At 71.8% G+C, this 23,824-nt stretch carries 22 protein-coding genes; 8 read left to right on the top strand and 14 right to left on the bottom strand.

Going from position 1 to position 23,824, the window contains the following annotated elements:
* The first annotated feature begins 2 nt into the window (after positions 1–2).
* Complete coding sequence (locus tag ACFC0Z_RS20785) at positions 3–1,715, top strand: GAF domain-containing protein (protein WP_376439854.1); 1,713 nt, start codon at positions 3–5, stop codon at positions 1,713–1,715.
* A gap of 8 nt (positions 1,716–1,723) precedes the next feature.
* Here ACFC0Z_RS20785 and ACFC0Z_RS20790 read toward each other — a convergent pair whose 3' ends face one another.
* Positions 1,724–2,584 carry a Cof-type HAD-IIB family hydrolase gene (locus tag ACFC0Z_RS20790; RefSeq protein ID WP_376439857.1) on the bottom strand — a complete coding sequence of 287 codons (861 nt, stop codon included), beginning with the start codon at positions 2,582–2,584 and terminating at the stop codon, positions 1,724–1,726.
* 144 nt (positions 2,585–2,728) lie between these two features.
* On the opposite strand from ACFC0Z_RS20790, the gene ACFC0Z_RS20795 reads away from it, so the two are divergent.
* Positions 2,729–2,968, top strand: coding sequence for a hypothetical protein (locus ACFC0Z_RS20795; protein ID WP_376439859.1), 240 nt, complete (start codon positions 2,729–2,731; stop codon positions 2,966–2,968).
* Here ACFC0Z_RS20795 and ACFC0Z_RS20800 read toward each other — a convergent pair.
* The 6 genes from ACFC0Z_RS20800 to ACFC0Z_RS20825 form a co-directional block, all read right to left on the bottom strand.
* On the bottom strand, positions 2,952–3,857 hold the full coding sequence (locus ACFC0Z_RS20800) for an LLM class flavin-dependent oxidoreductase (RefSeq protein WP_376439862.1): 906 nt from the start codon (positions 3,855–3,857) through the stop codon (positions 2,952–2,954). The genes ACFC0Z_RS20795 and ACFC0Z_RS20800 overlap by 17 nt on opposite strands.
* Before the next feature lie 29 nt (positions 3,858–3,886).
* Positions 3,887–4,339 carry a hypothetical protein gene (locus ACFC0Z_RS20805; RefSeq protein WP_376439864.1) on the bottom strand — a complete coding sequence of 151 codons (453 nt, stop codon included), beginning with the start codon at positions 4,337–4,339 and terminating at the stop codon, positions 3,887–3,889.
* A 40-nt stretch (positions 4,340–4,379) separates the two neighbouring features.
* Complete coding sequence (locus ACFC0Z_RS20810; RefSeq protein WP_376439867.1) at positions 4,380–4,922, bottom strand: RNA 2'-phosphotransferase; 543 nt, start codon at positions 4,920–4,922, stop codon at positions 4,380–4,382.
* A gap of 82 nt (positions 4,923–5,004) precedes the next feature.
* Positions 5,005–5,934, bottom strand: a complete 930-nt coding sequence (locus tag ACFC0Z_RS20815; RefSeq protein WP_376439870.1) for a MerR family transcriptional regulator — start codon at positions 5,932–5,934, stop codon at positions 5,005–5,007.
* 112 nt (positions 5,935–6,046) lie between these two features.
* The gene (locus tag ACFC0Z_RS20820; RefSeq protein ID WP_376439872.1) at positions 6,047–7,849 is read right to left on the bottom strand and encodes an SDR family oxidoreductase; all 1,803 of its coding nucleotides are present in this window, start codon (positions 7,847–7,849) and stop codon (positions 6,047–6,049) included.
* Positions 7,849–8,694 carry a M24 family metallopeptidase gene (locus tag ACFC0Z_RS20825; protein WP_376439875.1) on the bottom strand — a complete coding sequence of 282 codons (846 nt, stop codon included), beginning with the start codon at positions 8,692–8,694 and terminating at the stop codon, positions 7,849–7,851. The genes ACFC0Z_RS20820 and ACFC0Z_RS20825 overlap by 1 nt, the downstream gene beginning before the upstream one ends.
* A gap of 245 nt (positions 8,695–8,939) precedes the next feature.
* On the opposite strand from ACFC0Z_RS20825, the gene ACFC0Z_RS20830 reads away from it, so the two are divergent.
* Genes ACFC0Z_RS20830 through ACFC0Z_RS20845 form a run of 4 tightly spaced genes read left to right on the top strand, consistent with a single transcriptional unit; the run spans position 8,940 to position 12,461 of the window.
* Entirely contained in the window at positions 8,940–9,911 is a 972-nt protein-coding gene (locus ACFC0Z_RS20830; protein ID WP_376439878.1) for an ABC transporter ATP-binding protein, read from the top strand.
* Entirely contained in the window at positions 9,908–10,819 is a 912-nt protein-coding gene (locus ACFC0Z_RS20835; RefSeq protein WP_376439880.1) for an ABC transporter permease, read from the top strand. Before ACFC0Z_RS20830 ends, ACFC0Z_RS20835 begins: the two co-directional genes overlap by 4 nt.
* The gene (locus tag ACFC0Z_RS20840) at positions 10,816–11,727 is read left to right on the top strand and encodes an ABC transporter ATP-binding protein (protein WP_376439883.1); all 912 of its coding nucleotides are present in this window, start codon (positions 10,816–10,818) and stop codon (positions 11,725–11,727) included. The genes ACFC0Z_RS20835 and ACFC0Z_RS20840 overlap by 4 nt, the downstream gene beginning before the upstream one ends.
* A gap of 14 nt (positions 11,728–11,741) precedes the next feature.
* Entirely contained in the window at positions 11,742–12,461 is a 720-nt protein-coding gene (locus tag ACFC0Z_RS20845) for an ABC transporter permease (protein ID WP_376439886.1), read from the top strand.
* A gap of 58 nt (positions 12,462–12,519) precedes the next feature.
* Here ACFC0Z_RS20845 and ACFC0Z_RS20850 read toward each other — a convergent pair whose 3' ends face one another.
* Positions 12,520–13,884, bottom strand: a complete 1,365-nt coding sequence (locus tag ACFC0Z_RS20850; RefSeq protein WP_376439889.1) for a CynX/NimT family MFS transporter — start codon at positions 13,882–13,884, stop codon at positions 12,520–12,522.
* Positions 13,881–14,573 carry a FadR/GntR family transcriptional regulator gene (locus tag ACFC0Z_RS20855; RefSeq protein WP_376439892.1) on the bottom strand — a complete coding sequence of 231 codons (693 nt, stop codon included), beginning with the start codon at positions 14,571–14,573 and terminating at the stop codon, positions 13,881–13,883. The genes ACFC0Z_RS20850 and ACFC0Z_RS20855 overlap by 4 nt, the downstream gene beginning before the upstream one ends.
* A 140-nt stretch (positions 14,574–14,713) precedes the next feature.
* Here ACFC0Z_RS20855 and lpdA point away from each other — a divergent pair, with 140 nt between their 5' ends.
* On the top strand, positions 14,714–16,117 hold the full coding sequence (gene lpdA / locus ACFC0Z_RS20860) for a dihydrolipoyl dehydrogenase (RefSeq protein WP_376439894.1): 1,404 nt from the start codon (positions 14,714–14,716) through the stop codon (positions 16,115–16,117).
* 128 nt (positions 16,118–16,245) lie between these two features.
* The gene (locus ACFC0Z_RS20865; protein WP_376439897.1) at positions 16,246–16,866 is read left to right on the top strand and encodes a rhomboid-like protein; all 621 of its coding nucleotides are present in this window, start codon (positions 16,246–16,248) and stop codon (positions 16,864–16,866) included.
* 159 nt (positions 16,867–17,025) lie between these two features.
* Here ACFC0Z_RS20865 and ACFC0Z_RS20870 read toward each other — a convergent pair whose 3' ends face one another.
* The 5 genes from ACFC0Z_RS20870 to ACFC0Z_RS20890 form a co-directional block, all read right to left on the bottom strand.
* Positions 17,026–17,832, bottom strand: coding sequence for an HAD family hydrolase (locus tag ACFC0Z_RS20870; RefSeq protein WP_376439899.1), 807 nt, complete (start codon positions 17,830–17,832; stop codon positions 17,026–17,028).
* The gene (serS, locus tag ACFC0Z_RS20875) at positions 17,829–19,118 is read right to left on the bottom strand and encodes a serine--tRNA ligase (protein ID WP_376439902.1); all 1,290 of its coding nucleotides are present in this window, start codon (positions 19,116–19,118) and stop codon (positions 17,829–17,831) included. Before serS ends, ACFC0Z_RS20870 begins: the two co-directional genes overlap by 4 nt.
* Positions 19,119–19,554: 436 nt before the next feature.
* On the bottom strand, positions 19,555–20,490 hold the full coding sequence (pheA, locus tag ACFC0Z_RS20880) for a prephenate dehydratase (protein ID WP_376439904.1): 936 nt from the start codon (positions 20,488–20,490) through the stop codon (positions 19,555–19,557).
* 51 nt (positions 20,491–20,541) lie between these two features.
* Entirely contained in the window at positions 20,542–21,936 is a 1,395-nt protein-coding gene (efeB, locus tag ACFC0Z_RS20885) for an iron uptake transporter deferrochelatase/peroxidase subunit (protein WP_376439907.1), read from the bottom strand.
* On the bottom strand, positions 21,861–23,792 hold the full coding sequence (locus tag ACFC0Z_RS20890; protein WP_376439910.1) for a copper resistance CopC/CopD family protein: 1,932 nt from the start codon (positions 23,790–23,792) through the stop codon (positions 21,861–21,863). The genes efeB and ACFC0Z_RS20890 overlap by 76 nt, the downstream gene beginning before the upstream one ends.
* Positions 23,793–23,824: the final 32 nt, after the last annotated feature.

Consider the following 23,824-nt stretch of genomic DNA (forward strand, 5'->3'; position numbering starts at 1 on the left):
CCATGACCGACGCCGTGTCCGACACCTCGGACCCCCTGGAAGCCGCCACCCAGGCCACCCGCAGCCTCCAGGGGCTGTCCACGGAGCTCACGGCCCGCGTGCCGCAGCTTCTGGAGGCCATGCGCTCGGTCGGCACCGGCCTCGAACTCCACTCCACGCTCGACCGGATCTGCGAGACCGCCGCCGAACTCGCCGACGCCCGCTACGCCGCCATCGGCGTCGTGGACGACGAGGGCGACGGCCTCTCGGACTTCGTCACCTACGGCGTCAGCGAGGACGTCGCCCGCCGGATCGGACGTCTTCCCGACGGGCACGCGGGGCTGCTCGGCGCGCTCATCCGCGACCCGCAGACCATTCGTCTCGCCGACCTGTCCACTGACCCGCGCTCGGCCGGTTTCCCGCCCGGACACCCGCCGATGCGGAGCTTCCTCGGCGTTCCGATCCGGGTCCAGGGCGAGATCTTCGGCAACCTCTACCTCGCCGAGAAGCGCGGCGGCGGAGAGTTCAACGACTACGACGTCCACATGGTCCGGGTCCTCGCCACCGAGGCCGGCATCGCCATCGGCAACGCCCGGCTCTACGAGGCCGCCCGGCAGCGGGAGCGGTGGATCGACGGCTCGGTGGCCGTCACCACGGCCCTGCTCTCCGGCGGCGACGCGGACGACGCCCTGTCGGTCGTCGCCGAGCAGGCCCGCCGGCTCGCCGACGCGGACGCCGGGATCGTGCTGCTGCCCGCCGAGGACGGCGGCCTGGAGATCGTCGCCGTCTCCTCGCCCCGCCCCACCAAGTCCCTCGGTGTGGTGATCCCGCCCGAGAGCGCCGTGGTGGAGCAGCTCCTGAACGGCGAACCGGTCTTCGTGGCGGACGCGTCGAGCGACCCGCGCATGATCAGCCGCCTGACCTCCCCGTACGGCCCGAGCATGATGCTGCCGCTGCAGAGCGGCGGGCGGGTGCTCGGCGCGCTCGCCATGCCCCGGGCGCGGGACGCCCGCCCGTTCACGGAGGCGGAGCGGACGCTCGCCACGCAGTTCGCCTCGCAGGCGGCGCTCGCCCTGATGATGGCGGACGCCCAGCGGGACCGGGAGCGGCTCGCGGTGTACGAGGACCGCGACCGGATCGCCCGCGACCTGCACGACCTCGTCATCCAGCGGCTCTTCGCCACCGGCATGATGCTGGAGAGCGCCCAGCGCAAGTCGATCGTGCCGGCCGTGCGCGAGGGCGTCGGCAAGGCCGTGGACGAGCTGGACGTGACCATCCAGGAGATCCGTACGGCGATCTTCGCGCTCCAGCAGGGCCCCGCCGAGGCGCCGTCAGGACTGCGCACCCGCGTCCTGCGCGAGATCAACATGGCGGCGGTCCCGCTCGGCTTCAAGCCCGCGCACCGCTTCCTCGGCGTGATCGACTCGGCGGTCGGCGAGCTCACCGGGAAGAACCTCATCGCGGCCCTGCGGGAGGCCCTGTCGAACGCCTTCCGGCACGCGGAGGCGACCCGGATCGAGGTGGTCCTGGACGCCACGGTCACCCTGCCCGACGGCTCGGCCGGGGTCCGGCTCTCCGTCGCGGACGACGGCGTCGGCATCCCCGAGGGCGGGCGGCGCAGCGGTCTGCGCAACCTGGCGCGGCGGGCCGAGTCGCTGGGCGGCGCGAGCTGGTGCGGCCCGGGGCTCGGGGAGGACGGCGGCGGTACGACGGTGGTGTGGGAGGCGCCGCTCTAGGGGTCTCGTCAGCCCTGTGCGAGGGCTTCCGCGACGAGCTCCTCGATGATCACGGCCACGCCGTCCTCGTTGTTGCCGACGGTGCGGCCGGAGGCGGCGGCGATCACGTCCGGGTGGGCGTTGCCCATCGCGTACGAGCGGCCGGCCCAGCTGAGCATCTCGATGTCGTTGGGCATGTCGCCGAAGGCGGCGACCTCCTCGGGCGCGATCCCGCGCTGGGCGCAGCACAGGGCGAGGGTGGAGGCCTTGGAGACGCCGAGACCGCTGATCTCCAGGAGCGCGGTCGGGCTGGAGCGGGTGAAGGAGGCCAGCTCGTCGGCGGCCTGCCGGGCGCGGGCCAGGAAGTCGTCGGGGTCGAGCTCGGGGTGCTGGGCGAGCAGCTTGATCACCGGGGCGGCGGCGCCCGGCTCCTCCTCGAAGAGGAGCTTCTCGGCGGTGGCGACGGTGGCGCCGGGGTCGAGGTGGAACGGCGGGTAGTGCGGCTCGTAGTGGATGCCGGTGGTGAGCTCGACCGCGAAGGAGGTGCCGGGCACGGCGGCGCGGAGGGCCTGGACGACGGCGAGGGCGACGGGCCGCTCCAGCGGGCGGACCTCCAGGAAGGTGCCTCCCTGGTGGAGGTCGACGACGGCGGCGCCGTTGGCGCAGATGGCCAGGCCGTGGCCGTGGACGTGGTCGCTGACGACGTCCATCCAGCGTGCCGGGCGGCCGGTGACGAAGAAGACCTCGATACCGGCCCGCTCCGCCGCGGCGAGGGCGGCGATCGTGCGCTCGGAGACGGACTTGTCGTCGCGCAGGAGCGTCCCGTCGAGATCGGTGGCGATCAGCCGGGTCGCGGGGGCGGAGGGGCGCGGGGAGAGGGGAGAGGTCACCGCCCCATTGTTCCGCACGGGGCGCACGTGCGTGCGGGGAGGTGCGCAGATGAGTGGGTGGATTCGGCGATAAGACGCTCGTTCGGTATCCGGAGACCGGGGAAGGATTCCCGGGGAGCTCGCGGCGAATCCAGGGGGTGGACGATGGTCTCGGGCCGACGGACCGGGGAGTGCGAGGCCTGCGGAGCGCCGTACGGCCGCTGGGTCGGGAGCCTGCGGATGGCGCTGTGCGGGAGCTGCGAGCAGGCCGAGGCGGAGTGCGCGGCCCGCGAGCCGGTCCTCATCGGGGAGGTCCTCCAGGGCATGGCCGAGGCCGTGGCCCTGGCGACCGCCTCCGGTCCTCCCGGAGGCGGCGCGGGCGGCGGGATCAGCCCAGCTGCGTGAGGGCCTCGGTCGCGATCCGCTCGAAGACGGCCTGGTCCGTGGCGAAGACGGAGTCGGCGATCGGCCAGTGGATGACGAGCTCGGTGAAGCCGAGGTCGCGGTGGGTGCCGGCGAAGTCGACGAAGGCGTCGACCGACGCCAGCGGGCCGTTGCGGTCCGGGGTGAAGCCGGTCAGCAGGATCTTGTCGAGTTCGGCCACGTCACGGCCGGCCTCGGCGCAGGCCTTGCCGAGCTTCTCGATCTGGCCGCGCAGGGCCTCCACGGACTGCGCCGGGGTGCCCTCCTCGTACAGCTTCGGGTCGCCGGTCGTCACCCACGCCTGCCCGTGACGGGCGGCGAGGCGCAGTCCGCGCGGGCCGGTCGCGGCCACGGCGAAGGGCAGGCGGGGGCGCTGGACGCAGCCGGGGACGTTCCGGACGTCCTCCGCCGTGTAGTACGTGCCGCGTTCGGTGACCGCGCCCTCGGTGAGCAGGCGGTCGAGCAGCGGCACGAACTCGCCGAAGCGGTCCGCGCGCTCCTTCGGCGTCCAGGCCTCCTGGCCGAGCGCGGTGGCGTCGAAGCCGTTGCCGCCGGCGCCGATGCCGAGGGTGATCCGGCCGCCGGAGACGTCGTCGAGCGAGATGAGCTCCTTGGCGAGGGTCACCGGGTGCCGGAAGTTCGGCGAGGTGACGAGGGTGCCGAGGCGCATCCGCTCGGTCGCCGTGGCGGCGGCGGTCAGCGTGGGGAGGGCACCGAACCAGGGGCCCTCCCGGAAGGTCCGCCAGGAGAGGTGGTCGTAGCTGTACGCGGTGTGGAATCCCAGCTCCTCCGCGCGCTGCCACTTCGCGCGTCCGCCGTCGTGCCAGCGGTCGATGGGCAGGATGACGGTGCTCAGGCGCAGGTTGCTCATGGTCCCGAGCCTACGGCGGGATCCGCGGATCAGCGGACCGAGGAGCTCAGCCAGGGGGTGAGCGTGAGGGCCGTGACCATCTCCTTGTAGGTCCTGTCACCGGGGAGCGGGACGACCAGCCACCAGCCGGGCGGGAAGAAGCGGCCCTTCACGTGGGCGAGGCCGCCGAGGACGGAGCGGAGGAAGTCGGGGACCGTGTCGCGCGGGAGGTCCGCGAACTCGATGCCGTCCACGGTGACCTTGGCGTCGTCCTCGGGGTAGAGAAGGACGGTGAGCACGGGCGAGCCGCCGAGTTCGACGTAGGCCTCGTGCGGCAGGGATCCGTCGGGGTCGAGGACGGCGAACGCGTCGGACGAGGTGCGCCGGGACGTCCGGTCCGCGCCGATGTCGTCGGTGACCGTCATCTCCAGGTTGAACTCGCGGGCGATCTCGCGGATCGCGGTGACGGCGGATTCGGTCGTGGGCAGATGCGGGTGCGTCATGACAACGATCATGCCTGAGCCGCCGGACGGCGCGTCGGGCTCAGGAGGGCAGCCGGAGGAACTCCGGCGGGACGGTGTCGGTGAGCCAGACCCCGTTGGCGCTGACGTGGAAGACGTGCCCGGCCCGGTGCATGGCGCCCGCGTCGACGCCGAGGACGACCGGACGGCCGCGCCGGGCCCCGACGCGGGTCGCGGTCTCCCGGTCGGGGGAGAGGTGCACGTGGTGGCGGGTCATGGGGCGCAGCCCCTCCGCGCGGATCGCCGGCAGCCGGTCCGCGACCGTGCCGTGGTAGAGGTACGCGGGAGGTTCGGCGGCCGGCAGGTCGAGGTCCACCTCCACGGTGTGGCCCTGGCTCGCGCGGATGCGGGTGCCCTCGATCGCGAAGCGCTTCTTGTCGTTGGTCGCGACGACGTGGTCGAGCTCCTCGCGGCTGATCCGGAAGCCGTGGTCGGCGGCGGCACGGAGGAGGGTGTCGATCTCGGTCCAGCCGTGCGCGTCGAGGGTGAGGCCGATCCGCTCGGGCTGGTGACGCAGGTGCTTGGACAGGTACTTCGACACCTTCACCGTGCGTCGTTCGTCCATGAGTTCCCCCGTTCGTCGGCGTTTGGTCCACAGCCAAAGCGATTTATCCACAGGCTAGTTGGCTGTTCTGTGGACAACGACCTCATTTTTGCGGGGAGTGGCGCCCGGCAAGGGCGTCCAAGGTCCTTTTCCCCAGCTCGCGTTCGGCGGCGGCCGCGACGAACGCCGCCACGCCGTCCGGGCCGACGAGCTCCTGCACCGCCCGGACGGTGTCGGCCGGGAGCGCTATGGGCCGCGGCTCGTCGTCGCGGGACGGCGGCGGTTCGGGGGACAGGTGGATCTGGAGGTGCCGGGTCGCCAGGAGGCGCATGGCCCGGGCGAGTTCGGCGTCGACCGTCTGCTGGGCGAGTGGCCGGAGCCGCCGCACCATCGTCGCCGCCTCGGCCGCGTCCGCGTCCGTCGGCGGCCGGTGCTCCAGGTAGCGGGCGAAGACGTGCTCGGTGGTGAACTCCAGGAAGCGCGAGGCGATGTGCTCGACCTGGTCGCGCAGCTCCCGCAGGTGCCCGGTGATGGCGGCGAGCGGCACCCCGGCCGCGTACAGCTCGACGGCCACGGCGAGCTCCTGCGGGCTCGGTACGAGGTACTCCTCCGCCTCCCGGTCCGGGAGCCGTTCCAGTACGCCGAGCTCGATGGCGTCCCGGATGGCGTCCTCGTCCGGCGTGCCGCCGAAGCGCGCGTCCAGGTCGGCGCGCGAGATCCGGTCGGCCTCCTCGTCCGTCCACGGGCCGTGGACCTCGGCGACCAGGCCGAGTACTCCGCCGAGGCCCCGGCCGGTGTCCCAGGCCTCCAGGAGCTCCTTGATGGAGGCCAGGGTGTAGCCGCGGTCGAGGAGGTCCGCGATCTGCCGCAGCCGGGCGAGGTGCGCGTCCCCGTACACGTTCGACCGGCCGCGCCGCTCGGGTCGGGGCAGCAGACCGCGGTCCTGGTAGGCGCGGATCGTCCGGACCGTGGCCCCGCTGTGATGCGCGAGGTCCTCGATCCGGTACTCCGGCTGTGCTGACTGCTCGGACAAACCCGCTCCCACCGACCGCTCACCGCACCCCGTCGCCGCGGTGCCCCTCCTGGGAGGGATCGTACGACCGCCGGCCCCTCCCGTTCCCTCCCGTGCGGCCGGGGGCACCCGGTTACGCGGGCGGCTGCCAGCGGGCGAAGGCCCGCAGGACGCCCGGGCTGAGCCGGGACAGGGCGTGGATGCCCCGCGCCTCGGGGGTGACCGGGACCACGGCGCGGTCGTGCAGGACGGCGTCGAGGATCGCGTCCGCGACCTTCTCCGGCGGGTAGTTCCGCAGGCCGTAGAGCCGGGAGGCCTTGCGCTGTCTCCTCTTCTCCTCCGCCTCGTCCGCGACGCCCGCGAACCGCGTGGTCGCCGTGATGTTGGTGTTGACGATGCCCGGGCAGATCGCGGACACGCCGATGTCCTGGCCGGCCAGCTCGGCGCGCAGGCACTCGCTGAGCATCAGCACCGCCGCCTTCGACGTGCTGTACGCGGGCAGGGCCCGGGAGGGCTGGAAGGCCGCCGCCGAGGCGGTGTTCACGATGTGGCCGCCCTGGCCGCGCGCGGTCATCTGCGCGCCGAAGATCCGGCACCCGTGGATCACGCCCCACAGATTGACGTCGAGGACCCGCTTCCACTCCTCGCTCGTCGTCTCGAAGAAGGAGCCGCTGAGCCCGATGCCCGCGTTGTTGACCAGGACGTCGACGACGCCGTACTCGCTCGCCACCTTCGCGGCCAGCTTCTCCATCGCCTGCTCGTCCGCCACGTCGACGGCCTCGCCCCAGGCGTCCGGGGCGCCGATGAGACGGGCCATCTCGGCCGTCCTGGCCGCGCCCTCGACGTCCCGGTCCACGGCCACGACCCGGGCGCCGGCCTCGGCGAAGGCGAAGGCGGTCGCCCGGCCGATGCCGCTGGCCGCGCCGGTCACCAGGACCAGCTGCCCGCCGAACCGCTCCGCGTACGCCGGCTTCACCTGGCTTCTGGCGGCTGTCGTCGCCACCGGCTTGGGCGCCTTGGTCGACGCGTCCTCGTTGGCCCGGACGAACTCGGTGATCCAGGCGGACAGCTGGTCGGGCCGGGTGCGCGGCACCCAGTGCTTGGCCGGCAGGCTGCGCCGCGTCAGGTCCGGCACCCAGGTGGCCAGGTCGTCGTAGAGCCGCTCGGAGAGGAAGGCGTCACCGGTCGGCGTGATCAGCTGGACGGGCACGTGCGCGTACGCGTCGGGGCGCGGCCTGCCGAGCCGGGAGCGGACGTTGTCCCGGTAGAGCCAGGCGCCGTGCGCCGCGTCGTTCGGCAGGGACGGCGTCGGGTAGTCGCCGGCCGGGACCTTCTCGGCCCGCTCCAGGAGCTTCGGCCAGCGCTTGCCCAGCGGCCCGCGCCAGGCGAGCTCCGGCAGCACGGGCGTGTGCAGCATGTACACGTACCAGGACTTGGCGCCCTGGCCGAGGAGCTGACCGACCCGGCGCGGGGTGGGCCGGGTCATCCGCTGCTTGATCCAGTGCCCGAAGTGGTCGAGGCTCGGGCCCGACATCGAGGTGAAGGACGCGATCCGTCCCTCGGTACGGGCGACGGTCGCGAACTCCCAGGACTGCACCGAACCCCAGTCGTGGCCCACGAGGTGGACCGGGCGGTCCGGGCTGACGGCGTCGGCGACCGCGAGGAAGTCGTCCGTCAGCTTCTCCAGGGTGAAGCCGCCGCGCAGCGGGGCCGGCGCCGTCGACCGGCCGTGGCCCCGGACGTCGTACAGCACCACGTGGAACTCCTCGGCCAGCCGGGTCGCGACCTCCGACCAGACCTCCTTGGAGTCCGGGTAGCCGTGCACGAGCATCACCGTCGGCCGGTCCGGGTCGCCGAGCTCGACGACACACAGGTCGATCCCGCCCGTACGGACCCGGCGCTCCCGCGCGCTCCCCAGTCCGGCGATTGCCGCCATCAGACCGCTCCCTCGTTCCAGCGCCGCACGTGCGGCAGATCGTCGTCCAGCCAGAAAGCGCTCTGCTCGGGGTCCCGGGAGTCGGTGACGACCAGGATCTCCTCGAACTTCGCGCCCGTCCCCCGGAATCCGAGGTGCGGTTCGACCGCCCACATCCCCGGCACGGGCGGGTGGTCGGAGAACGTGTACGGCGACCAGAGCGGCGACCAGCCGTCCCGGTGGCCGTGCAGCGCGTCGCTCGCCAGACCCTTGAGCGCCTGGCTGCCGAAGCCGAAGAGCGTCGGGGACCAGCGGCGCTCCCTCACCCGGTCGATCTTGTGGGCGATGACGCCGAAGGGGTAGGCCCGGTGCCGGTTCGCGTATCCCTGGCGGACCATGAGCCGGTCCACGTCCTCGTATATCTCGCGCAGCGTACGGCGCTCGCGCACCTCGCGCAGGATCAGTTCGCGGTGCTCGCGGAGGTCCGCGAGCAGCTTGTCGTGCAGCGGGTTGAGGCCCAGGCAGCCGCTGTAGCCGATGTCGGCCGTGTGCCCCTTGTAGACCGGTGCCATGTCGAGGATGAACGGCATCCCCGCCTCCAGGCGGCGGTTGGTCGGGAAGAACTGGAGGGGGATCCTGAAGTCGACGAAGGCCGTGCGGTCCCCGAACCAGGCGAACGGCCGGTGGAACCAGTCCCGCACCCCTCGCTCGTACAGCCACTCCCGCTGCATGCGGGCGGCCTCGCGCTCGGTCACGCCCGGCTTGAGCTGGGCCGCGACGGCTTCCGCGCACTCGTACGCGAGCCGCTGCACTTCCCTGAACCCCCGCAGCTCCGCGGTGAGTTCGCCTGTCACTGCTGAGGCCATGCCAACCGCCGTCTCCTGTGAGCGTCCGATCGCCCTACGCGTCCGTAACTTGACACCGATGAATGTGACAATGACCGACGGCTGAGTCAAGGGGTCGGACGCGGACTCGGGGAAAGCTCGGGGTCCCCGCCCGCCCGCGACGACTTTCGTCTCGACGCCCCCACCGGCTTGTACTCCTCTGGTCGGAGACGAATCGAGCCGTTGGTCTGACGACTGCTGTGGCGCACGCCACTACCGTCGTACCCGTGACTGTCATCGCGACCGAAAGCCTCAGCAAGCGGTTCCCCCGGGTGACCGCGCTTGACCGGCTCTCCCTGGACATCGGGCCTGGTGTGACCGGCCTCGTGGGTGCCAACGGAGCCGGCAAGTCCACCATGATCAAAATCCTGCTCGGCCTCGCCCCCGCCACGGAGGGACGCGCCGAGGTGCTCGGCCTCGACGTCAGCACCTCCGGCGCCGAGATCCGCGAGCGCGTCGGCTACATGCCGGAGCACGACTGCCTGCCCCCGGACGTCTCGGCCACCGAGTTCGTCGTCCACATGGCGCGGATGTCGGGCCTGCCCGCGACCGCCGCCCGGGAGCGGACCGCCGACACCCTCCGTCACGTCGGCCTGTACGAGGAGCGCTACCGCCCCATCGGCGGCTACTCGACGGGCATGAAGCAGCGGGTGAAGCTCGCGCAGGCCCTCGTCCACGACCCGAAGCTGGTCCTCCTCGACGAGCCGACCAACGGCCTCGACCCGGTCGGCCGCGACGAGATGCTCGGACTGATCCGCCGCGTCTGGACCGACTTCGGCATCTCCGTCCTCGTCACCTCGCACCTCCTCGGCGAACTGGAGCGCACCTGCGACCACGTCGTCGTCATCGACGGCGGACGACTGCTCCGCTCCAGCTCCACGAGCGACTTCACCCGGACCACCACGACGCTCGCCGTCGAGGTCACCGACTCCGACACGCACCCCGACGGCACGGAGGCGCTCCGCTCGGCCCTCACCGCCGCCGGAGTCACCCTCCACGACGGCGTCGAGGACGGGCTGCCCGGCGCCGGCCACATCCTCCTCCTGGAGGCCTCCGGCGAGGAGACGTACGACCTCGTGCGCGACACCGTCGCCGGCCTCGGCCTCGGACTCGTCCGCATGGAGCAGCGCCGCCACCACATCGCCGAGGTCTTCCGGCCCGAGACGCCCCCGCGGCAGGAGGAGGTGCCGACCCGATGAGCACCCAGTCGCCCCAGCCGAACCAGGCCACCCCCGACACCCAGATCCACAACATCGGCTACCGGTCGTACGACGGCCCCCGCCTCGGCCGGGCCTACGCGCGCCGCTCGCTGTTCTCGCAGTCCCTCCGCGGCGCCTACGGCCTCGGCCGCAGCGCCAAGTCGAAGGTGCTGCCGATGATCCTCTTCGCCGTGATGTGCATCCCGGCCCTGGTCATCGTCGCCGTCGCCGTCGTCACCAAGCAGTCCAAGCTGTCGATCGAGTACACGGAGTACGCGGTCATCCTCCAGCTCGTCATCAGCATCTACCTGGCCTCGCAGGCACCCCAGTCCGTCTCCCGGGACCTCCGCTTCCGGACGGTGCCGCTGTACTTCTCCCGCCCGATCGAGCGCGCGGACTACGTCCTCGCCAAGTACGGCGCGATGGCCTCGGCGCTCTTCGTCCTCACCGCCGCGCCGCTGCTGATCCTCTGGATCGGCTCGATGCTCGCCAAGATGGACTTCGCCGAGCAGACCAAGATGTTCGCCCAGGGCCTCGTCTCCGTGGCGCTGCTGTCGCTGCTCTTCGGCGGCATAGGCCTCGTCATGGCGGCACTGACCCCGCGCCGCGGCTTCGGCGTCGCCGCCGTGATCGGCGTCCTCACCGTCTCGTACGGGGCGGTCACCACCCTCATGGGCATCTCCCTCGCCACGGACAACGCCGGAGCCATGCAGTGGCTCGGCCTGTTCTCCCCGATGACCCTCTTCATCGGCGTCCAGACCGCCTTCCTCGGCGCGCCCTCCCTCTTCCCCGACGGCACGGGGGCCCCGGGCACGGGAGTCGGCGTGATCTACCTGGTGGTCGTCCTCGCGCTCATCGCCGGCTCGTACGGCATCCTGATGCGCCGCTACCGAAAGGTCGGGCTGTGACCACGCTGCACATCGACCACGTCTCCCGCTGGTTCGGAAACGTCGTCGCCGTCAACGACATCACGATGACGGTGGGCCCCGGCGTCACCGGTCTCCTCGGCCCGAACGGCGCGGGCAAGTCCACCCTCATCAACATGATGGGAGGCTTCCTCGACCCCTCCACGGGCAGCGTCACGCTCGACGGGCAGAAGATCTGGGGCAACGAGTCCGTCTACCGCCAGATCGGTGTCGTCCCCGAGCGGGAGGCGATGTACGACTTCCTCACCGGCCGCGAGTTCGTCGTGGCCAACGCCGAGCTCCAGGGCCTCGGCGAGAAGGAGGCCCAGGAGGCCCTGGCCACGGTCGAGATGGAGTACGCGCAGGACCGCAAGGTCTCCACGTACAGCAAGGGCATGCGGCAGCGCGTGAAGATGGCCTCGGCCCTCGTGCACCAGCCGTCCGTCCTCCTCCTCGACGAGCCGTTCAACGGCATGGACCCGCGCCAGCGCATGCAGCTGATGGACCTGCTGCGCCGCATGGGCGCGGAGGGCCGCACCGTCCTCTTCTCCTCGCACATCCTGGAGGAGGTCGAGCAGCTCGCCTCCCACATCGAGGTGATCGTGGCCGGCCGCCACGCCGCCTCCGGCGACTTCCGCAAGATCCGCCGCCTCATGACGGACCGGCCGCACCGCTACCTCGTCCGCTCCAGCGACGACCGTGCCCTGGCCGCCGCGCTCATCGCCGACCCGTCCACGTCCGGCATCGAGGTCGACCACGTCGAGGGCGGACTGCGGATCCAGGCGGTCGACTTCGGGCGGTTCACGGAGCTCCTGCCGAAGGTCGCCAAGGAGCGGGGCATCCGCCTCCTGACGGTCTCGCCCTCGGACGAGTCCCTCGAATCGGTCTTCTCGTACCTCGTCGCGGCCTGAAAGGAGCCTGACCGATGTACAACCCCACAGTCGCCCGGCTCACCTACCGGGCCCTGCTCGGCCGCCGGCGGGCGATGATCCTCTTCGTGCTGCCCGCGCTGCTGGTCCTCATCGCGATAGCGGTCCGCGGCTTCAACGGCGCGGACGACCAGGTCGCCGCCGACGTCCTGGGCGGCTTCGCGCTGGCCACGATGGTCCCCCTGATCGGCGTCATCGCCGGGACGGGCGCGATCGGCCCCGAGATCGACGACGGCTCGATCGTCTACCTGCTCTCCAAGCCGGTGAAGCGGCCCACGATCATCTTCACCAAGCTGATCGTCGCGATCGCCGTCACGATGGTCTTCTCCGCCCTCCCGACGCTCATCGCCGGGTTCATCCTCAACGGCAACGGCCAGCAGGTCGCCGTCGCGTACACGGTCGCGGCGCTCGTCGCCTCCATCGCCTACAGCGCGCTGTTCCTGCTGCTCGGCACGGTCAGCCGGCACGCGGTGGTCATCGGCCTCGTCTACGCCCTGGTCTGGGAGACCCTCTTCGGCTCCCTGATCTCCGGCGCACGGACGCTGAGCGTCCAGCAGTGGGCGCTGGCCCTCGCGGAGAAGGTCACCGGAGACGGCCTGATCGACTCCGAGGTGGGCCTCACCACCGCGGTGGTGCTGCTCGCGGCGGTGACGGCCGCGGCGACCTGGTTCGCCGGGCACAAGCTGCGGACGCTGACCCTGGCGGGCGAGGAGTAGGACACCAGGACCGGCCGGTCCTGGGTCGGTCCCGGCCGGGACCGACCCAGGGCCCCGCTCAGACCGTGCGGTCCCGGGCCGCGAGGAGGCCCACCGCGAGGGCGGCCGCGCAGACGCCGAGGACCAGCGAGATCGGCAGGCTCCAGGAGCCGGTGGCCTGGTGCAGGGCACCGGCCGCCAGCGGGCCGACGGCGGCGACCAGATAGCCGACCGTCTGGGCCATCCCGGACAGCCGGGAGGCGGTCAGCGCGTCCCCCGAGCGGAGCACGATCAGGGTCAGGGCGAGGCCGAGCGCACCGCCCTGACCGACGCCGAGGAGCCCGGCCCACAGCCAGGCGCCCTCGGCGGGCGCGACCAGCAGACCGGCGTAACCGGCCGCGACCAGCGACGTGACCAGCACGATCAACGGACGCTGGGTCCGCGTCCGGCCGGCCAGGACCGGCACCGCGAAGGCGCCCACGATCTGCGTCAGCGTGTTGAAGGCGAAGATCACCCCCGCCGTGGAGCGGCTCAGCCCGTGATCGGTGAAGATCGTCGGCATCCAGGCGATCAGGACGTACGACCAGAGCGACTGGCAGGCCATGAACAGGGTCACCTGCCAGGCCAGCGACGACCGCCAGACGTTCGCCCGCCGGGTGCCCGCGGCCGGGACGGCCCGCACCTCGTGCCCCAGGCGCCCCCGGGCGATCAGGACCTGCGGCAGCCAGGCCACGGCCGCCACACCGGCGAGCACCGACCAGAAGCCGAGTGACGCCCTCCAGCCGCCGAGGGCCTCCTCCAGCGGTACCGCGGCGGCCGCGGCGACCGTCGCGCCGGCGATCATCGCGCCCGTGTAGACCGAGGTCATCGCCGCGGCCCGGTCCGGGAAGTCACGCTTGATCAGGCCCGGCATCAGGACGTTCAGCAGAGCGATCGCCGTGCCGACGAGGACCCCGCCGACGTACAGCGCGTACGAGGACGGCAGCACGCGCGCCAGGATGCCGACGCACAGCAGGACCAGCGCGGCGAACAGCACCCGCTCGGCGCCGAAGCGGCGCCCCAGCCAGGGAGCGACCAGCGCGCCGAGCCCCAGGAACAGCACCGGGACCGAGGTGACGAGCGAGCTCGCCGTCGCCGACAGCCCCAGGGACGCGGAGATCTCGCCCACCAGCGGCGCCACGCTCGCGAGCGCGGCCCGCATGTTCAGCGAGGCCAGCACGATCCCTACCAGGAGCACGACCGGGTGCGCGAGCAGTGCCCGCCGGGCCGCCGTGCCCTCGGCCGAGGGTCGGACGTCGGCCTCGGCGTCGACCAGCACGGTCGGCGCCGCGCCGACCGGTATCGCCGCGCCCGCGCCCGTACTCGTACCCGTACCCGTACCCGTTCCCGTGCCCCTGCCCGTACCCGCGCTCGTGCCCGTACGCGTACGTATCGAGCCGCTCATCGGGTCCCCTCCGGGCCGTTCGTCAGCGCGGCGATCGTGTCCAGGGGCACCCGCAGCAGCTCCCGCGCCTGGCGTTCCGCCGCCTCCGGGTCGCCCGCCTCGACCGCCGCCACCAGCGCCTCGTGGGCGTCGATGTCGACCGGCGGCATCTCCCGGTCGCCGAGCGCCTCCACGAGCACCTCGTGCACCTGGGCCGAGAAGAAGCGGTAGACCTCGACGAAGGCCGCGTTGCGCGTCGCGCCCACCACCGCGAGGTGGAAGGCGAGGTCGGCGTCCGCGTCCCGGTCGCCCTCCTCCCGCAGCGTCGCCAGGGCCGCCCGCAGCCGCACCAGGTCGTCGGCGTCCCGGCGCGCGGCCGCGAGCCGGGCGGCCTCCGCCTCCAGGGCGACCCGGACCTCCAGGACGTCCACCGCGCCCGCGTGCCGCACCCCGCGCAGCACCGCCGCCGGGTCCGCGGTCGACCGGACGAAGGTGCCGTTGCCCTGCCTCGACTCCAGGAGCCCGGCGTGGACGAGCACCCGGATCGCCTCGCGCACGGTGTTGCGGCCGACCCCGAGCTCCTGGGCGAGCTCGTGCTCGGTCGGGATGCGGTCCCCGACCGCCCACTCCCCGCCGGCGAGTTGCCCGCGCAGCTGCTCCACCACCGAGTCCACCAGCGAGGTCCGCCCCGCCGCCTTCAACGCCGCCATGCCGCTCCACCCCTGTGACCCTGTGACCAGTCGATTCGCCCGGTTGCCCGGTCATCCTACAACTGACCCGTGGGTGGACCACGGGACTACTGTGGGGCCGTACGCGGACCGAACACCCTCACCACCCTCGGGAGTCAGTCATGTCAGACCGCTTCGACGTCGTCGTACTCGGAGCTGGCCCCGGCGGCTACGTCGCCGCCATCCGCGCCGCCCAGCTGGGCAAGCGGGTCGCGGTCGTCGAGGAGAAGTACTGGGGCGGTGTCTGCCTGAACGTCGGCTGCATCCCCACCAAGGCGCTGCTGCGCAACGCCGAGCTCGCCCACATCTTCAACCACGAGGCCAAGACCTTCGGCATCAAGGTCGACGGCACGGTGACCTTCGACTACGGCGACGCCTTCGCGCGCAGCCGCACGGTCGCGGACGGCCGCGTCAAGGGCGTCCACTTCCTGATGAAGAAGAACGGGATCACCGAGTTCGACGGCCGGGGCACCTTCCTCGACGCGAACACCCTCCAGGTCGCCAAGTCCGACGGCACCTCGGAGACGATCACCTTCGACAACTGCATCATCGCGACCGGCGCCAGCCCGCGCCTGCTCCCGGGCACCGCGCTGAGCGACCGCGTCGTCTCGTACGAGCAGCAGATCCTCGCCGAGAACGCCCCGCAGTCGATCGTCATCGCCGGCGCCGGCGCGATCGGCATCGAGTTCGCGTACGTGCTGAACAACTACGGCACCAAGGTCACGATCGTCGAGTTCCTCGACCGCATCGCCCCGCTGGAGGACGAGGAGGTGTCGAAGGAGCTGGCGAAGCAGTACCGCAAGCTCGGCATCGACGTCCTGACCTCCACCCGCGTCGAGTCCATCGACGAGACCGGCCCGCAGGTCCGCGTCACCGTCACCGGCAAGGACGGCGCGCAGAAGGTCCTGGAGGCCGACAAGGTCCTGCAGGCCATCGGCTTCGCCCCGAACGTCACGGGCTACGGCCTGGAGGCGGCCGGTGTCGCCCTCACCGAGCGCGGCGCGATCGACGTCGACGGCCGCTGCCGCACCTCCGTGCCGCACATCTACGCCATCGGCGACGTCACCGCGAAGCTCATGCTCGCGCACACCGCCGAGGCCATGGGCGTCATCGCCGCCGAGACCATCGCGGACGCCGAGACGATGGAGCTCGACTACCCGATGATCCCGCGCGCGACCTACTGCCAGCCGCAGATCGCCAGCTTCGGCTGGACCGAGGCGCAGGCCCGCGAGAAGGGGTACGACGTCAAGGTCGCCAAGTTCCCCTTCATGGCGAACGGCAAGGCGCACGGCCTCGGCGACGCCACCGGCTTCGTCAAGATCATCGCCGACGGCACGCACGGCGAGATCATCGGTGCCCACCTCATCGGCCCCGACGTCACCGAGCTGCTGCCCGAGCTGACCCTGGCCCAGCAGTGGGACCTCACCGTCCACGAGGTCGCGCGGAACGTCCACGCGCACCCGACGCTGGGCGAGGCCGTGAAGGAAGCGATCCACGGCATCGCCGGACACATGATCAATTTCTGAGGTTTCTCCCGATTCGGGCCCACCCGGGGTGATAGGCACGGTCCGTGCCGAACAACATCTCTCCGGGTGGGGAACCTCAGAGCCATGCGTCCCCGGGTGGCGAACCGTCCCGACCGATCAGGTCGTGGGTGCGGTCGTCACCCGGTACGCATGTCTGGCTGCTGATCATCGCGATCACCAGCCTCGTCATCGCGCTCTCGCCCGACGCTCTGGAGACGTACTTCCTCCACCGCAACAGCAGCAACCTCTACCAACTCGCGCACCACCCGGCCCGGGCCTTGCTCGGCAGCGCGTTCTGGATCGAGAACCCGACCGACCTGCTGCTGTACGCGGTCCTCTTCGAGCTCTTCCACGCCCCCGTCGAACGGTGGCTCGGCACACCGAAATGGCTGTTCACCGTGGCCACCGCACACATCGCGGCCACCCTCATCAGCCAGCAGGTGGTCCTCGACGCCATCCAGGACCACGACGTGCCGCGCAGCATGGCGCACGTCGTCGACATCGGCGTCAGCTACGGACTCGCCGCCTCCGTGGGCATCCTGACCTACCGGATCCCCCGCCCCTGGCGCTGGTTCTACCTCGTCGGAGCGGTCGCCTTCTTCCTCGTGCCGCTCCTCGCCGGGCACACGTACACCGACCTCGGGCACGCGATCTCCCTGGCCATCGGCCTCGCCTGCTACCCGCTGACCCGCGGGAACCCGGGCCGCGGAAAACCAGTCGCTCCCGAACACGGCTCCGGCGCACACTAGTTGTGCGGGGGAGACGGGGGATCTCCCGACGCGGCCGCTTCGAGCGCGCGCACCTGTGCGTGTACGTGTACCTGCCCACGTACCGGTACGCGCGAGGCCGCGAACCGCGAAGGCCCGCTCCGGGTAAGGGAGCGGGCCTTCTCTTCGTACGGAGCCGGCTCAGGCGCCGAGCAGGCGCTCCAGGACGACCGCGATGCCGTCGTCCTCGTTCGACGCCGTCACCTCGTCCGCCACCGCGCGCAGTTCCTCGTGCGCGTTGCCCATCGCCACCCCGTGAGCCGCCCACGCGAACATCGGGATGTCGTTCGGCATGTCGCCGAAGGCGATCGTCTCCGCGGCCTTCACGCCGAGCCGGCGCGCGGCCAGGGACAGGCCCGTCGCCTTGCTCAGGCCGAGCGGCAGGATCTCGACGACACCCTCGCCCGCCATGACGACGTCCACGAGCCCGCCGACCGTCTCGCGGGCGACCCGCGTCAGCTCGTCGTCGCTCAGCTCCGGGTGCTGGATGTAGACCTTGGTCAGCGGCGCCGCCCACAGCTCGGCCGGGTCCTCGTACGGAACGTACGGCAGGGCGCCCTCGAGAACCCGGTAGCCGGGGCCCATCAGGACCTCGCCCTCCAGGCCGTCGCGGCTGGCGGCCAGCGCGAGCGGGCCGATCTCCGCCTCGATCTTGGAGAGGGCGAGCCCCGCGAGCTGCCGGTCCAGGGTGAGTGAGGTCAGCAGCCGGTGCTCACCCGCGTGGTAGACCTGCGCGCCCTGCCCGCACACCGCGATGCCCTCGTATCCGAGGTCGTCGAGGATGTGCCGGGTCCAGGGCGCCCCCCGGCCGGTGACGACGATGTGCACGGCGCCCGCCTCGGTCGCGGCGGCGAGCGCTTCACGCGTGCGGGTGGAGATGGTCTCGTCGGGGCGCAGCAGCGTGCCGTCGAGGTCCGTCGCCACCAGGCGGTAGGGGAAGGAGGTCACTTGGCGATCGGCTCCAGGACTTCGCGGCCGCCCAGGTACGGCCGCAGGACCTCCGGCACCCGGACCGAACCGTCGGGCAGCTGGTGGTTCTCCAGGATCGCCACGATCGTGCGCGGTACGGCGCACAGCGTGCCGTTCAGGGTGGCCAGGGGCTGGACCGTCTTCTTGCCGTTCTGCTCGTCGCGCATGCGGACGGAGAGGCGGCGGGCCTGGAAGCCGTCGCAGTTGGAGGCGGAGGTCAGCTCGCGGTACTTGCCCTGGGTCGGGATCCACGCCTCGCAGTCGAACTTGCGGGAGGCGGAGGAGCCCAGGTCACCGGTGGCGACGTCGATCACCTGGAACGGCAGCTCCAGGGAGGTCAGCCACTGCTTCTCCCACTCCAGGAGCCGCTTGTGCTCGTTCTCCGCGTCCTCGGGCGCGACGTACGAGAACATCTCGACCTTGTCGAACTGGTGGACGCGGAAGATGCCGCGGGTGTCCTTGCCGTACGTGCCGGCCTCGCGGCGGAAGCAGGGCGAGAAGCCGGCGTACCGCAGGGGCAGCTTGTCGGCGTCGATGATCTCGTCCATGTGGTACGCGGCGAGCGGGACCTCGGAGGTGCCGACGAGGTAGTAGTCGTCCTTCTCCAGGTGGTACACGTTCTCCGCGGCCTGGCCGAGGAAGCCGGTGCCCTCCATGGCGCGCGGACGGACCAGTGCCGGGGTCAGCATCGGGATGAAGCCGGCCTCGGTGGCCTGGGCGATCGCCGCGTTGACGAGGGCGAGCTCCAGGAGGGCGCCCACGCCGGTCAGGTAGTAGAAGCGCGAGCCGGAGACCTTGGCGCCGCGCTCGACGTCGATGGCGCCGAGGGCCTCGCCGAGCTCCAGGTGGTCCTTGGGCTCGAAGCCCTCGGCGGCGAAGTCGCGGATGGTGCCGTGCGTCTCGAGGACGACGAAGTCCTCCTCGCCGCCGACGGGCACGTCGCTGTGGACGATGTTCCCCAGCTGGAGGAGCAGGCGCTTGGCGGTCTCGTCGGCCTCGTTCTGCTCGGCCTCGGCGGCCTTGACGTCCGTCTTGAGCTGCTCGGCCTTCTGGAGGAGCTCGGCGCGCTCCTCGGGGGTGGCCTTGGGGATCAGCTTGCCGAGCGCCTTCTGCTCGGAGCGGAGCTCGTCGAAGCGGACGCCGGACGACCTGCGCCGTTCATCGGCGGAGAGCAGGGCGTCGACGAGCGCGACGTCCTCTCCACGGGCGCGCTGGGAGGCGCGAACACGGTCGGGGTCCTCACGGAGCAGACGAAGGTCAATCACCCCACCAGGCTACCGGTGCCCGCTTGCGCGCCCGGCCCCACCGGATGGGGCCGCGCGTGTTGGCTCAGTTATCCACAGGCTGTGCGGAAGTTCTGTGGACTACGCGCACCGGTGCGGGTCGAGGGTGAAAGGAGTGAGCGGGGTGCGGTGGCACGCGAATCCGGCAATTCCGCGACCAAACGTCTGCGCTCTTCTCGTTTGGGTGGACAACCGAGAGGGAGTGGGGTGATTTGTCGACCATGTCGGATAGAAGCCGGGAAAGGGGAGGTCGGCAGGGGTGTCGGTTCGCGATGTCGACTTGTCCCCAGGGGTGCGCGAAATCCTGTGGATAACCTCTGTGGGTAAAGAAAAGTACGCAGGTAGGACTAGTAGAACTAGTTATTCGTACCTGTGGACGACCGCCGACGACGGTCGCGGAGATCGGCCAGTATCGGGCTCAGGCCCGACCGTCCTGGGCCCTCGCCAACCAGTCGGAGGCCGCCGTGAACTCATCGTCCGACGTACCGCGCCGCAGCGCCGCCACGTCCTCGGGCCTGACACCCGCCCGCGGGTACGAGCCCAGGAATCGGACCTTCGGGCAGATCCGCTTGAGCCCCATCAGCGCCTCGCCCACGCGGCGGTCCGAGATATGTCCCTCGGCGTCCACGGCGAAGCAGTAGTTCCCGATCCCCGCCCCCGTCGGCCGGGACTGGATCAGCATCAGGTTCACCCCGCGCACCGCGAATTCCTGAAGAAGTTCGAGGAGGGCACCAGGATGATCGTCACCCAGCCACAGCACCACGGACGTCTTGTCCGCGCCCGTCGGGGCCGACGGACGGGCCGGCCGGCCCACCAGCACGAACCGCGTCTCGGCGTTCTCCGCGTCGTGGATCTCGGTCACCAGCGCTTCGAGACCGTACGTCGCCGCCGCGAACTCACCCGCGAAGGCGGCGTCGAACCGGCCCTCCTGGACCAGCCGGGCCCCGTCCGCGTTCGACGCGGCCGACTCCCACACGGCCTCGGGCAGGTGCTTGCGCAGCCAGTTCCTGACCTGCGGCTGGGCCACCGGGTGGCCCGTGACCGTCTTGACGTCCGACAGCTTGGTCCCGGGGCGTACGAGCAGGGCGAAGGCGATCGGCAGCAGCACCTCGCGGTAGATCACCAGCGGCTCGCCGGAGGCCAGCTCGTCCAGGGTCGCGGTCACCCCGCCCTCGACCGAGTTCTCGATCGGTACGAGCGCGGCGGCGGCCTCCCCGTTCCGTACGGCGTCGAGCGCGGCCGGGACCGAGACCATCGGGACCAGCTCCCGCGTCGCGGCCTCGGGCAGCGTACGGAGCGCGGCCTCGGTGAAAGTGCCTTCGGGGCCGAGATACGTGAACCGGGTGGCGGACATACCGTCACCCTAATGCTCCCCGGTCCCGCCGGACGCCCGTCCCGAGGACCGCTACGACTCCAGAAGCCGCTGACCCACGTACTCGCCCTCCGCGGGGCCACCCGGCACCGCGAAGAGACCGCTCGCCTCGTGCCGGATGAAGGCCGACAGCGCGTCGCCCCGGTCGAGCTTCCGCTGCACCGGGACGAAGCCCCGGAGCGGATCGGCCTGCCAGCAGACGAAGAGGAGACCGGCGTCCGGCGTCCCGTCGGTACCGATCCCGTCATGGAAGGAGAAAGGCCGGCGCAGCATCGCCGCGCCACCGTTCTGCTCGGGGGCGGAGATCCGGGCATGGGCGTTGTCCGGGATCACCAGCTTCCCGTCAGGCCCGAACTTGTTCAGGTCGAGCTCGGTGGTCTCGCTGCCTCCGGTGAGCGGGGCGCCGTCGGACTTCCGGCGGCCGATCACCTTCTCCTGCCCGTCCAGCGGGAGCTTCTCCCAGTCGTCGAGCAGCATCCGGATCCGCCGCACCACCGCGTACGAACCCCCGGCCATCCAGGCATCGGCGCCGGTTCCTGTCCCGCCGCCCGCCGCCCCGGCGGGGACGAAGATCCGCTTGTCGAAGTCCGGGTCCGAAGGCTTGGGGTTGCCCGTGCCGTCGACCTGGCCCATGAGGTTCCGCGCGGTCATCGGCTTCGCGGTGGCACCGGCCGAGCGGTTGAAGCCGTTCATCTGCCAGCGCACCCGGGCCGCGTCACCCGCGTCCTTCTGCACGGCCCGCAGGGCGTGGAAGGCGACGAGGGCGTCGTCCGCACCGATTTGCACCCACAGATCGCCCTCGGAGCGCCGGGGGTCGAGCGCGTCGGAGGAGAACGCGGGCAGCGGGTCGAGCGCGGCGGGGCGGCGCGAGGCGAGCCCGGTGCGGTCGAAGAACGTCCTGCCGAAGCCGAACGTGAGCGTGAGAGAGGAGGGTCCCGCGTCCAGTGCGATGCCGGTGTCCTCGGCGGGGGCCTTGCCCGCCATGAGCGTCTTCGCCGTGGCCGACCAGCGGCGCAGCAGGGCAGCGGCCTCCTTGCGCCCCGCGCCGGGCGCGAGGTCGAAGGCGATCAGATGACCACGGGACTGGAGCGGAGTGGTGATGCCGGCCTGATGTTTCCCGTGAAACATCACCTCGGTCGTGCCGACGGAGGTGAGGGCACCAGGGCCGCCGGCGCCGGCCGCGGAGGCCTCGTCGCCGGAGACCGCCCCGGCGATCCCGACACCGCCGGCCGCGCCGATGACGAGTCCGGCCGCGCCCGCCGCGCCGACGGTGCCGAGCAGGCGCCGCCGCGAGATGTCGACGGTGTCGCCGCTGTTCTCACTCGTGTTGTTGTCGCTCTCGGTCACCTGGTTCAGCCGATCTTCACGTTCTTGGCGATGGTGGTCTGGTCGATGTCGGAGGTACGGACGGTCACCTGGATCTTCCATTCCCCGGGCATCGGGATCTGGACGCCGCTCGCGGTCCAGTGTCCGGTCTGGATCCGGTCGGGCACGACGGGCAGCGGGCCGACGGCCTTGGCCTCCAGAGTGAAGGCGACCTTGATCTCGGGAACGTCCAGCGGCTTGCCGTTGGGACGCTCGACGAAGAGATGGAGCGCGTTGGCACCGGTGCGGCCCGGGTCGAGGCTGAGACGCACGACGCCCTTGCCGTCGACGCCTCCGGTGTCGAAGGGCAGCCGGATGTCCACGGGACGATCGGGGACGGCGGCCGATCCCGCGACGCCGGTCCGGCCGGCCTCCTCCTCCGTACGACCGGGTTCGGTCGAGGTGAGGACGGTGGTGACGGCCAGGAGAACGACGGCGACGGCGGCCTCCGTCAGCACCGAGCGGCGCAGACCCGTCCGCTCGGGATCGCTGTCCCGCTCCCGCTTGCGCCGAGCGGTGGCGACGGCAGCCCGCTGCCGAGCGAGCTGAGCGGCCCGCTCGGGGTCGGCCGGGCCCTCGGCCGAGGCGTCCTGGGCAGGCTCCTCGGCCGCGTCTTCGGCCGCGTCTTCGGCCGCGTCTTCGGCCGGGTCCTCGGCCGGGTCCTCGGCTCGCGTCGGGTCCGACAGGCGTTGGGTCCAGCGGCGGGAGGTCCAGGCGATGCCGAGGAGGACGGCCATCAGGCCGATCTTGACCAGGAGCAGCTGGCCGTAGCGGGTGTCGGTCAGGGCGGACCAGGAGCCGACCTGGCGCCAGGACTGGTAGACGCCGGTGGCCACGAGGACGAGGACGGAGGCGAAGGCCACCTTCGAGAAGCCCTCGACGGCCGAGCGGTCGACGGCGGTGGTCCGGTAGAGCGCGACGAGCAGCACGGTGAGTCCGCCGAGCCAGGCGGCGACGGCGAGGAGGTGCAGGATGTCGACCGGCATGGCGATACCGGGCTGGATACCGGTGGAGGCGTGCTCCGCGAGCGCCCATGTGCCGGCGATCCCGGCGGCGACGACCGTGCCGCCGAGGCCCAGGCCGAAGGCGAGGTCCTTCTTCTCCTTCGGGTCGGTGCGCCGGGCGTAGGAGCCGAAGAGGACGGCCACGAAGAGCGCGGCGGCGCCGAGGAGCAGCAGCCGGGAGGTGAGCGCGGCGCCCGTCTTCGTCTCCAGGACGGCCTTCAGGCCGGCCAGGTCGAAGGCGTCGGAGAGCTCGCCGGAGCCGGTGTACGGGCTGCGGAGCAGCAGCATGACGAGGGTGGCGACGGTCAGGGTCAGCCAGGCCCGGACGACGGTCCGCTGGACCGGGCGGGAGCCCGCCCCGCGCGGCCAGCAGATCAGGACGAAGGCGCCGCCGCCGACGAGGACGGCGAAGGAGGCGTACGAGAGGTAGCGGGCGATTCCGTAGAGGGCGCCGACGGGGCCGCCGCCGACGTTCTGTTCGGGGAGGGCGACGGAGGTCGCGGAAGGGGCGCCGATGGAGAAGGTGAAGGCGCCCGCGATGGGGTGGCTGTCGGCGGAGACGGTCTGCCAGGCCACCGTGTACGTACCGTCGGGAAGTCCGGCGCGGAGCCCGACTCCGTACCGGACGACGGAACCGCTGCACAGGTCGCGGATCTCGCCGGTGTCGGCGCGCCGGCCCGAGGGGTCGAGGACCCGGATCGAGTCGGCGCTCATGGCGACCTGCTCGCTGAAGGTCAGGTTGACCTCCTTGGGAGCGGTGGCGACCACCGCCCCGTCCTTCGGGTCGCTGCCGGTGAGCGCCGCGTGCGCGGAGGCGGGTGCGGCGCCCGCGAGCAGCGTGCCGAGCAGCGCGGCCGCGAGGACGAGCAGCCGGGCCCAGGTGGCACCGAGGCGCGGGGCGGTGGTCGTTGTCATCTCTGCGTCACTCCGTCAGTCCGTCGTTCCGT

The organism is Streptomyces sp. NPDC056144 (genome assembly GCF_042264145.1).
Lineage (GTDB): Bacteria > Actinomycetota > Actinomycetes > Streptomycetales > Streptomycetaceae > Streptomyces.

Excerpts from the sequence above, each read along its gene's own strand:
- ACFC0Z_RS20805 (WP_376439864.1), bottom strand. The coding sequence starts at position 4,339 with ATGACGCACCCGCATCTGCCCACGACCGAATCCGCCGTCACCGCGATC.
- ACFC0Z_RS20795 (WP_376439859.1), top strand. The coding sequence starts at position 2,729 with ATGGTCTCGGGCCGACGGACCGGGGAGTGCGAGGCCTGCGGAGCGCCG.
- ACFC0Z_RS20855 (WP_376439892.1), bottom strand. The coding sequence starts at position 14,573 with ATGGCGGCGTTGAAGGCGGCGGGGCGGACCTCGCTGGTGGACTCGGTG.
- ACFC0Z_RS20835 (WP_376439880.1), top strand. The coding sequence starts at position 9,908 with ATGAGCACCCAGTCGCCCCAGCCGAACCAGGCCACCCCCGACACCCAG.
- ACFC0Z_RS20810 (WP_376439867.1), bottom strand. The coding sequence starts at position 4,922 with ATGGACGAACGACGCACGGTGAAGGTGTCGAAGTACCTGTCCAAGCAC.
- pheA (WP_376439904.1), bottom strand. The coding sequence starts at position 20,490 with ATGTCCGCCACCCGGTTCACGTATCTCGGCCCCGAAGGCACTTTCACC.
- ACFC0Z_RS20845 (WP_376439886.1), top strand. The coding sequence starts at position 11,742 with ATGTACAACCCCACAGTCGCCCGGCTCACCTACCGGGCCCTGCTCGGC.
- ACFC0Z_RS20825 (WP_376439875.1), bottom strand. The coding sequence starts at position 8,694 with ATGGCCTCAGCAGTGACAGGCGAACTCACCGCGGAGCTGCGGGGGTTC.
- ACFC0Z_RS20785 (WP_376439854.1), top strand. The coding sequence starts at position 3 with ATGACCGACGCCGTGTCCGACACCTCGGACCCCCTGGAAGCCGCCACC.
- lpdA (WP_376439894.1), top strand. The coding sequence starts at position 14,714 with ATGTCAGACCGCTTCGACGTCGTCGTACTCGGAGCTGGCCCCGGCGGC.
- efeB (WP_376439907.1), bottom strand. The coding sequence starts at position 21,936 with ATGGAAGATCCAGGTGACCGTCCGTACCTCCGACATCGACCAGACCAC.
- ACFC0Z_RS20850 (WP_376439889.1), bottom strand. The coding sequence starts at position 13,884 with ATGAGCGGCTCGATACGTACGCGTACGGGCACGAGCGCGGGTACGGGC.
- ACFC0Z_RS20890 (WP_376439910.1), bottom strand. The coding sequence starts at position 23,792 with ATGACAACGACCACCGCCCCGCGCCTCGGTGCCACCTGGGCCCGGCTG.
- ACFC0Z_RS20800 (WP_376439862.1), bottom strand. The coding sequence starts at position 3,857 with ATGAGCAACCTGCGCCTGAGCACCGTCATCCTGCCCATCGACCGCTGG.
- ACFC0Z_RS20820 (WP_376439872.1), bottom strand. The coding sequence starts at position 7,849 with ATGGCGGCAATCGCCGGACTGGGGAGCGCGCGGGAGCGCCGGGTCCGT.